General features: G+C 68.3%; 6 protein-coding genes. 2 read left to right on the top strand and 4 right to left on the bottom strand.

The window, feature by feature from the left end:
- The first annotated feature begins 612 nt into the window (after positions 1–612).
- Positions 613–1,392: an SDR family NAD(P)-dependent oxidoreductase gene (locus PUR53_RS00965; RefSeq protein WP_329900130.1), complete on the top strand. Its 780-nt coding sequence runs from the start codon at positions 613–615 to the stop codon at positions 1,390–1,392.
- 82 nt (positions 1,393–1,474) lie between these two features.
- Complete coding sequence (locus tag PUR53_RS00960; protein WP_329900131.1) at positions 1,475–2,527, top strand: NAD(P)H-dependent flavin oxidoreductase; 1,053 nt, start codon at positions 1,475–1,477, stop codon at positions 2,525–2,527.
- Positions 2,528–2,531: 4 nt separating this feature from the next.
- On the opposite strand, the gene PUR53_RS00955 is transcribed toward PUR53_RS00960, so the two are convergent.
- The 4 genes from PUR53_RS00955 to PUR53_RS00940 form a co-directional block, all read right to left on the bottom strand.
- A complete protein-coding gene (locus PUR53_RS00955; RefSeq protein ID WP_329907049.1) occupies positions 2,532–2,708 on the bottom strand; it encodes a hypothetical protein in 177 nt (58 codons plus the stop codon).
- Positions 2,709–4,096: 1,388 nt separating this feature from the next.
- Positions 4,097–5,314 carry a quaternary amine ABC transporter ATP-binding protein gene (locus PUR53_RS00950; RefSeq protein ID WP_329900133.1) on the bottom strand — a complete coding sequence of 406 codons (1,218 nt, stop codon included), beginning with the start codon at positions 5,312–5,314 and terminating at the stop codon, positions 4,097–4,099.
- Positions 5,311–7,407: an ABC transporter permease gene (locus PUR53_RS00945; RefSeq protein WP_329907050.1), complete on the bottom strand. Its 2,097-nt coding sequence runs from the start codon at positions 7,405–7,407 to the stop codon at positions 5,311–5,313. The genes PUR53_RS00950 and PUR53_RS00945 overlap by 4 nt, the downstream gene beginning before the upstream one ends.
- Positions 7,398–8,594 (bottom strand): glycine betaine ABC transporter substrate-binding protein, encoded by a 1,197-nt coding sequence (locus PUR53_RS00940; protein WP_329907048.1) that lies wholly within the window; start codon positions 8,592–8,594, stop codon positions 7,398–7,400. Before PUR53_RS00940 ends, PUR53_RS00945 begins: the two co-directional genes overlap by 10 nt.
- Positions 8,595–9,101: the final 507 nt, after the last annotated feature.

Raw genomic sequence — 9,101 nt, 5'->3', positions numbered from 1 at the left:
GATCCTGGTCTCGGCGGGCGCCCTGTCGTCGTACGTCCCGCCGCCGCCCAGCGTCCTCGCCGCCTACGCGGACGAACCCGCCCTCGCCGTGTTCAACCTGGAGCTGCGTGACGCGCTGCGGCTCTCCTTCACCTCGACGCTGCTGGGCGTGCTGCCACGCGACTGAACCCTTCCGTTCACCGTGAGCCTTCCAACCCCCGGCATCAGCCGGGTAGTTGGCCTTACATGCGCGCGGTGAGGCCTGTCACGATCTGCACCACGTCGACGACTACGCTCGGTTGCTCGGGCTGTTCCGTACGAACCCTCAGCCGTGCCGCCCAGGCCGCCGCAGGCACCGGAGCATGGCGGCCATCGATCACCGTCGACTGCTCGAAGCACTCCGACTGCTCGGACGCCCCCAGTGGACCGCCCGCGCGGCCGCCGGCTGCCCGACACGGCCGACTTCGCCACCTCTCCGGCACCACACCGGCCTCATGCACGCCGCCCACGCGGCTCGTCAGGCCGCCCCGAATCCCTGAGACTCCCCCGCCGGTGGATATCCCAAAACTTCGCGTGCCGTGTCATGAGGATTCCACTTCAAGCCCGCGCCGGAGGATCCCTAGGCTCACAGGCATGGACAAACCGAGCGTCATCATCACTGGGGCAGGCTCCGGCATCGGGCGGGGTATCGCCCGCGCTTTCGTCGACGCGGGATACGAGGTTTTCGCGAGTGACATCTCCCAGGAGCGCCTGGAGGAGACGAAGGCAGAGCTGTCCTCCCCCTCGTCGCTCCACCTGCGGGTCGTCGACGTGAGCAGTTACGAGAGTGTCGGCGCGCTCGTCGACGAAGTGGTCGAGGCCACCGGTTCGCTGGACGTCATGGTCAACAGCGCGGGCGTCTTCGACGGGTACGCCGACGTGCTCGAGACCACCCCGGAGTTGTGGCACAAGGTCATGACGGTCAACCTCACCGGCACGTTCAACGGCTGCCGAGCCGCCGCGAAGGCCATGATCGGCCAGAAGTCCGGACGGATCATCTCCATCGGTTCCGTCGCGGGTCAGCGCGGCGCCGCCGACGGTCTCGCCTACGTCACGTCCAAGGCGGGTATCGAGGGTCTCCACCGCCGCCTCGCGATCGACGTGGGTCCGCACAACGTCACGGCGAACGTCGTCGCACCGGGGGTCATCCGAACTAACTTGCGCGCGACCTCGGAAGAACTCCTGGGCGACCTCGTATCCTCCCAGAACCGTGGGATCGGGGTGTCGCCCGAGATCATGGACTTCCTCATCCCCGCGTCCCGCTCCGCCGATCCGAGCGAAGTGGCTTCAGTAGTGCTGTTCCTGGCTTCCGACGGGGCCTCCTACGTCAATGGCCAGGTGATCCGCGTCGACGGCGGGTGGAGCGCTACCTGATGCCGCTCCGGCACCCAGGGATGCGCATGTCAAAAACAGTCGGGCAGCCACTGCCCACCGATCGAGCTGAAAGGCCCTACCCGTGATACAGACGGCACTCACCGAGACTCTCGGCATCGCCCACCCCATCTGCTCGGCGGGGATGGCTCGCGTTGCCCAGGCCGAACTGGTGGTTGCGGTGAGCAACGCCGGAGGCATGGGGTGCCTCGGGAGTGCCGGCTTCATGCCGGACGCGCTGCGGGACCAGATCGAGACGATCAAGAGGGGAACGGACAAGCCCTTCGCGGCCAATCTGCTGCTGCCGGACGCCCTGACCACCGAGGACCAGCAACAGTGGGCGCCCGTGCGCGAACTGTGGGACTCGCTCGACGACCAGGAGCGCACCAAGCTGGCCGGGATCGAGGCGCTGCTGACGCCGGGCGCCGTGGCCGATCAGGTGCAGATCGTGCTGGACGCGGCTCCGGCGGCCGTGGTGCTGACCTTCGCCACGCCCGACTGGTTCATCCGGGAGTGCAAGGAGCGTGGCATCCAGGTCTTCGCTCTGGTCGGCTCGGTGGGCAAGGCACGTGAGGCGAGCGCCGCGGGCGTCGACTTCATCGTCGCCCAGGGCACCGAGGCTGGCGGCCACACCGGGTACGCGTCGACCATGACTCTCGTACCGGCCGTGATCGACGAGGTGGACCAGCCCGTCCTGGCGGCCGGCGGCATCGCGGACGGCCGGGGCCTCGCCGCGGCGCTGGCGCTGGGCGCGGCCGGCGCCTGGGTGGGCACCCGGTTCATCGCGAGTCCGGAGGCCTTCGGGCACAGCGCGTTCAAACAGCGCGTCCTCGACGGCACGTTCAAGGACACCACGATCACCCACTCCTACAGCGGCAAGCGGATGCGCGCCTTCGCCAACAAGTGGACCAGCGAGTGGGAAGCTTCAGGGGCGAAGGCTTCCGGTTTCCCCGGTCAGTACGCCGTCGCCGGATCGCGCGTGGAGACGGGGTACCAGGACGGCGACCTGGACTTCGGCATGATGCCGGCCGGGCAGACCGTCCAACTGGTGCACGAGATCGCGCCCGCTGGGCAGATCGTGGAACACATGGCCGCACAGGCGGAGGCCGTCCTCAGACGGATCGCGCCGCGAGACTGACGGCTCACCCGGCTGGGGCGCGCACATCCACTGCCGCGCCGCTGGAGCGGACGACGGGGCTCTCGCCGTTCACGAGGGTGCCTTGCTCAAAGAGCTTGGCCAAGAACGCCTGTTGGGCCTCAGTCACCTCGGGGCCCGGTGGGCCTGCGAGGAGTTCGAGCGTCACCACGAACTGCTTCATGTCATTTTCCCGATCGGGACGAGTAGTGCGGAGCGAGCCCCTCGACGACGAGTCGCGGGGCCTCTTCCCGTTTCGGGAGGGGGTGGCTGAGTGCTCGACCTCCACGAACCGGATCCTCTAGTCCTCGGTGGAGCTGGCGTCGAGCTGTGCCTGGCTGGCGCCGGGAAGCCGAGACTGTCCGAGGTGAGGCTGATGATCAGGAGGAGCGGCTCGTGGATCGACATCAGTGACTCGATGAGCATGGCGGGTCGACAGCCCTGACCACGTGCTCAGCCACGCTCGCGGTGCGACGAACCGGCCGAATCCACCGGGGCGTAGTCGACCTGGGGGGCGGGGTCCGAGCATCGAGGCGGGTGTGCGGGTGGACTGCCAGGAGCGCAGTCTCACGTCCAAGTAGGCCGGAACGGCCTCGGTCCGGTGGACGACATTGTGGTGGCCGGCCACCGCCCGGCGGGTGATGTAGGTGCGCTCCTCCAACGGCAGGTCCGCGAATCCGGGTTCCTGCATCCAATGCCGGTGGCAGCCACGGATCGGCGATCAGTGGGCGGGCCCGGGCGCCCCGCCAGGCCCCCACGCACCTGCTGCGCCGCCCAGCCATCGGGGAATGCCGCGGAGTGCTTTGCTCGGTCTGGGGCTCACGGAACCTGTTCGCCGGGTCGTACATGTCCGGCCCCGGATTCACCGCCAACAGGCGGGTCCCCGGACGCGGCGTAGCCAGCGTTCCCCGCGGGCCCAGTCGCTGTCGACCAAGATCCGGCGCGCCCGAGGATTGAGGAAGCGGAAGCCGCCGAAGTTCGGCCGGTCCTCGTCCCCCACCCCCAGGGGCCCGACCACCGTTGCCCACGGTGGTCCCACGCCACGAGGTTGTAGATCGGGCCGAGCAGGCATGCCGACGTGGGATCGGGGATCGAGAGGGTCCAGCAGTGCACGAACCGTGGAGGGCGGCTTCTCGCTGACCGGGTGGGGACCTGGGTTGAGAGCGGCACCGTGCCGTTTCATGGCCGGCATCGCGAGGTGCAGTTTCTCGTCGTCGGAGAGCCGCATGTCCTCGCGAGCGCGGCGAGTACCGCGATCGAGAGGTTGGTGTCCCGGCCTTGCTGCAGCCGTTCCAGGTACTCGACGCTCAGGACGGCAAGCGTAGCAAGCTCCTCCCGCCGCAGCCTGGGGTCCGGTGTCGACCGGCGAAGCGCAAGCCTGCCCGTTCGGGGCGCAGTTGCTCCCGACGCAACCGAGAGAACCCGGCGAGAACGTCTCCCTTTGTCGTCGTCGGGTGGTCCTTCATGGTCCGCGTGGGAACGCTCCTCCTGGAAGCCCCATCGGATTGGACGCGGCGCTTTGCCGGTCATCGTCGACGCGGCGACAAAGCGCCTCCGACCAGTGTTGATGCGTCAACCAGCGGGTGGCGGTGTCGTGGCGAGGGCACGGACCGCGGTCGAGTGGTCCACGAGTCCGAGCAACCGGCCGGAGGCCGAGTGGACGATCACCGGGTTTCCCGTTGCCACGAGTTTCTCCATCACGGTACCCAGCTTCTCGTCCTCGCCCACCGTCGCGAACTCGCCGGTGAGGAGGTCCTGCGTCCTCAGCCCCTCCTTCTGGGCCCTGAGCAACTGGAGCTCTGTGACAACACTCGACGTCGTGCCGTCCTCGCCTCGCACGATCGCGGCCTCGCCGCCCGCGTTGGCCAGCCTCGCGAGGCCGGTCTCCGGGGTATCGGCCCCGGAGAGAGTGACGGTTTCTCGCACGATCGTTCCGGCGCGCACCACCTTGGCTCTCGGTGCCTCCACCGCGAAGCGGCGGACATAGTCGTCGGCCGGACGCAACACGATGTCCTCCGGGGTTCCGACCTGGACGAACTTCCCGTCACGCATGATCGCAATCCGGTCGCCGACCTTGAGCGCCTCGGCCAGGTCATGAGTGATGAAGATCGAACTCTGGCGCACGACGTCGGCGAGCCTCAGCAGCTCGTCCTGGAGGTCGCCGCGGATGAGGGGGTCGAGGGCGCTGAAAGGTTCGTCAAGGAGCATCAGACGTGGGCGTACCGCCAGGGCGCGCGCGAGTCCGACGCGCTGTCGCATGCCGCCGCTGAGCTCATGCGGGTACTTGTCCTCGACGCCCTTGAGTCCCACCAGCTCGATCATCTCCCGAGCCCTGGCGTCGCGTTCGCTCCTGGGGGCACCGCTGACTTCGAGACCGTAGGCGACGTTGTGCAGGACGCGGCGGTGCGGCAGGAGTCCGAAGTGCTGGAAGACCATCGCCCAGTGCTTGCGCCGCATCTCGCTGAGCTGGGACTGGGACATCGACACCACGTCGACGCCGTCCACTTCCACTTCTCCGGCGGTGGGTTCCAGGAGCCTGTTGAGACATCGGACGAGCGTCGACTTGCCGCTGCCGGACAGGCCCATCACCACGAAGGTCTCGCCGGGCCGCACCTCGAAGGAGACGTCCCGGACCGCCGCGGTGTGCGCGCTGTCCGACACGGCCTTGCCCGACTCGGCCTCCTCGAAGTGGCGCCGGGGGTGAGGGCCGTAGATCTTCCAGAGATTCCGGACGCTGAGGGCGGCGCCGCCGACCGGGGCTTCCGTCGCGAGTGCGGATACGGCAGTCATGATCCCGCCTTTCCAGGGCTGGCCGAGGTGTGGGTGAGGGTGGTGAGCATGCGGGCGGACCCGTCGAAGAGCCGGTCGATGATCACGCCGAGCAGGAACATCGCCAGGCCGGCCTCGACGCCCCGGGCCAGGTCGACCCTTTCGACCGAGGCGAGGATGTCCTGTCCAAGACCGGGCGCGCCGATCATCGCGCTGATGACTGCCATGGCCAGAGCCAGGAGTACCGCCTGGTTCAGGCCCACCATGATGGTTTGCAGCCCCAGGGGAATACGCACCTGCCGCAGGACCTGACCGGGCGTGGCGCCGAAGGTGACGGCCGCCTCCACGACCTCCGGGTCCGCTCCCCGCAGTGCGGTGTTGGTGAACCGGATCACCGGCGGGACCGCGGCCAGGACGGTAGCCAGAACGGCGGCGACCTCGCCGCTTCCGAAGATCATGACGGCGGGGATGATGAGCAGGTACCCCGGCAGCGTCTGCATCACGTCCAGAATCGGGCGCATCACGGCTGCGACCGCGTCGCTCGCGCTCATCAGGACGCCCACCGGGAATCCGATCAGCACGGACAGCGCGATGGCGGTACTGACCACCGCCAGCGTCTCGGCCGTGGGCTCCCACATTCCCAGGCAACCGATGGCGACGACACCGAGGCCGATGAAGACGCCCTTGACCTTGCCTGCGACGACCACGCCGAGGACGGCCGAGCAGAGCGCGACGACGGGCCACGGGATGGAGGCGAAGAAGTCGCCGAGCCGGTTGAGGCCGAACTGCTGGATCGCCGAGCCGACGGCGTCGAGGCCGGGGCCCCACGTCGTGGTCACCCAGATCACGGCATCGCCCACGGGCTCCCGCAGCCGCACCGGTGTGCCCCACGGAGGCTCCGCGAAGTTCTGCCACGAGCCGCGGAAGAGCTGCGAGGCGACCACGACGGCCAGGAACACCGAGAAGGTGATCGTCCCCGCGAGCGACGGCTTCCGAAGGAAGCGACCCACGGGGCGTGGATGCGGTCCGTCCGACGCCTCCGTGCGTTTCGTCGTGCCGGAACCGCTGCGCGGCGAGGACGCCCGGTCCATCAGGATCGCGACGAGCACCAGGGCGATCCCGGCTTGCAGAGCCTCGCCGAACTCCAGTCGCCTCAGGGCGCTCCACACCGGCGCGCCCAGACCCGCGGCGCCGATCATCGCTGCCATCGTGGCCATCGCGATCGTGTACATGATGGTCTGGTTCAGACCCGCACGGATGCTCGGCGCCGCCATGGGGATCCGCACCCCGAGAAGGAGCTGCCGGCGACTCGCGCCGGAAGCCGCCGCAGCTTCGAGCACGTCGGGGGAGACATCCCGGAGCCCGACGCTGGTCATGCGGGCGATCGGCGGCATGGCCCAGATCACCGTGACGATCAGCGCCGGGGTGTTCCCCATGCCGAACAGGAACACGACCGGCACGAGGTAGGCGAAGCCCGGAAACGCCTGGACGGCGTCCAGCAGCATCCGCACGGCGGCATGGGCCCTCGGGTGCGCTGCGGCGGCGAGTCCCAGTCCGACGCCCACGACGGCGCTGACGATGACCGCCACGAGCATGAACGCGACCGTCTCGACCGTCGGCTCCCACAGCCCGGTGAGGACCACCCATGCGAACGTCACCGCGGCGAGCAGCCCCAGCCGGACGCCCTTGAAGTAGCCGACGAGGAGGACGACGGCCGCCACGAGCACGGGCGGGGAGATCACCTGCAGCCAGGCGGCAAACCAGTCGAACGACCCGTCCAACACGGTGGCGATCGGCTCGTACAGCCAGGTCCCGCTCTCCGCGAAGGCGTTGAACGCGTCCTCCACCGCCCGCCCGACCGGGACCCTGAGCCCGGCCGGGAAGGCCACCGGGGCCGAGACGGCCCCGGTGACGATCACGACGGCGACCAGAACCGGCACCAGGTGCCAGGGGCGCCAGGCGAAACCACGGCCGACACGGCGACGAGGCTCACCCAGTGCCGGTCCCGGACTGCCGGGCTCGTCCGGACGCCTGCTCTTCGCCGCTGTGACCGTGCCTGCGGCCGGGCCGGTACGAGGCACCGTCTCGGCCGGGGATCCGCCGGTCAGATCCATGCGGTCCACACCTCGCGGTTCTCCTTCACCCAGTTCTTGGCGGCGTCCTCGATCGACATGCCGTCGTTCACGACCAGCGACTGCATGGAACTCAGCTGCTTGTCGTCGAGCTCGTAGTTCTGCAGCAGCTTCCAGACCGTCGGGTGCTTGGACTCCAGGCCGGCCGAGGCGGTCCGGTAGATCACGGTCTCCGGCCACTGGCACGCGTGCGTGGTCTTCCAGCACTTGTCGCTGTAGGGCGGGAACTCCACACGCGTCAGGTCGTACTTCTGTGTCAGGTAGTTGGGACGCCACATCAGCCCGAGCCACGGCTCGCCCCGCTCGTAGGCCTTGGAAAGCTCGGCGAAGAGCGCCGCCTCGGAGCCGGCGAACGCCATCTTGTAGTCGAGCTTCAGATTGTCGATGCGATCCTGGTCGCCATAGGCGGGTGCCCAGGACTCCGCCCCGGTCAGGTACTGGCCCTTGGGCGTGGTCCGGGACGTCTTGAAGACGTCCACGCACTTGTTGAGGGCCTTCCAGTCCGGGAGTTCCGGGCAAGCGGGCTTGATGCCCCGCTTGGCGTCACCCTTGATGACGTAGGTGGGCACGTACCAGCCCTCTTCACCCTTGTAGTCCGTCGTGCCGGCGTCGACGATGCACTTCTGCTTCACGACGTACTTCTGCCACCCGTCCTCGAACTGCCACCGCCACCAGTCCATGGACACGAGGTCGTCCGCCTTGCACATCGCCGCAGCGGCCTCGGCCGGTCCACTCTGCACGGTTTCGGCCTCTCCACCGAGCTCGGTGACGATCTCTTTCATCAAGTAGGCCTGGAGGGAGTTCTCCATGTACTGACCGTCGTGGAACCTGACCAGGCCTTCCTTCTTGAGGGCTGCGGTGACCTCGGGATCGACGTCCGCCTTCGAGCGGGAGGAGGTCGCTTCCTGTGGCGCGCACGCGGTGGCGAGCAGCGCGGCACACAGGCCGGCGGCCGCCCCGACGAGCCAGCGTCTGCCCTGACGGGCCATCGTGGCCTCGGTCGCGCCGGGAACGTTCTGATCCCTGTTGCCGACGGCCCCGGTTCGCTTCTCGAGTCCGACAACCCTTGCTCTGCGCTGCATGGTCTGCTCCTGCCATGGTCCGGCGATGTACCCGGCGGCGACGGCATCCGTCGTTGAGCCGACCATTGCGTCGGCCGGGACATTCATCGCGGGCGTGGTGACGTGACGTAAATGAGATCGAGGTCACTCGGTGAGTTGCGCACAGTTAAGAGCCGACGGCGACCACGAACCATTGGAAGCGTTACGAAAATCCGGTGTGATCCTTGGTCGTCGCCCCCGGTGGCAAGCCGCCCAAATTCCGCATGTAGCAAAGGACAGTGACGGGAGCGTTCGACCGACGAAGTCCTGCCTCTGCGCTTTTCGACAGAGCGAGGAATAGTGAAGGCAGCTTCGCTACATTTAGCGGAATTCCCTCGGATTCCCGCCTCCAAGCATGGGGTGCCCCACTTCCAAGGGCCGAGGAGCCCCAGCCTGGAGGTCGACGATGTCGCCGTGCAGTGACGGCGAACCCGGTAGGGCTCGTGAGCTCGCCAGCCACAGTCGAACCCCTGTCACCTCGGCAGCAGCGACACCTTCGCTACGGGCCCACCGGGGCGCAGGGGTCCACGCGGCATGCCCCGACCGCAGTGACCGAGTGCCCACCGACGGCGACCG

Origin of the sequence: Streptomyces sp. SP18BB07 (genome assembly GCF_036322545.1) — a bacterium.
GTDB classification, from domain to species: domain Bacteria; phylum Actinomycetota; class Actinomycetes; order Streptomycetales; family Streptomycetaceae; genus Streptomyces; species Streptomyces deccanensis.
Note: the sequence above shows the minus strand (reverse complement) of the source record. Positions and strands in the feature narration are given on the sequence as shown.

What these genes read in the sequence shown, in the direction of transcription:
- PUR53_RS00965 (WP_329900130.1), top strand. Translation starts at nt 613, where the DNA reads ATGGACAAACCGAGCGTCATCATCACTGGGGCAGGCTCCGGCATCGGG.
- PUR53_RS00940 (WP_329907048.1), bottom strand. Translation starts at nt 8,594, where the DNA reads ATGAATGTCCCGGCCGACGCAATGGTCGGCTCAACGACGGATGCCGTC.
- PUR53_RS00950 (WP_329900133.1), bottom strand. Translation starts at nt 5,314, where the DNA reads ATGACTGCCGTATCCGCACTCGCGACGGAAGCCCCGGTCGGCGGCGCC.
- PUR53_RS00945 (WP_329907050.1), bottom strand. Translation starts at nt 7,407, where the DNA reads ATGGATCTGACCGGCGGATCCCCGGCCGAGACGGTGCCTCGTACCGGC.
- PUR53_RS00955 (WP_329907049.1), bottom strand. Translation starts at nt 2,708, where the DNA reads ATGAAGCAGTTCGTGGTGACGCTCGAACTCCTCGCAGGCCCACCGGGC.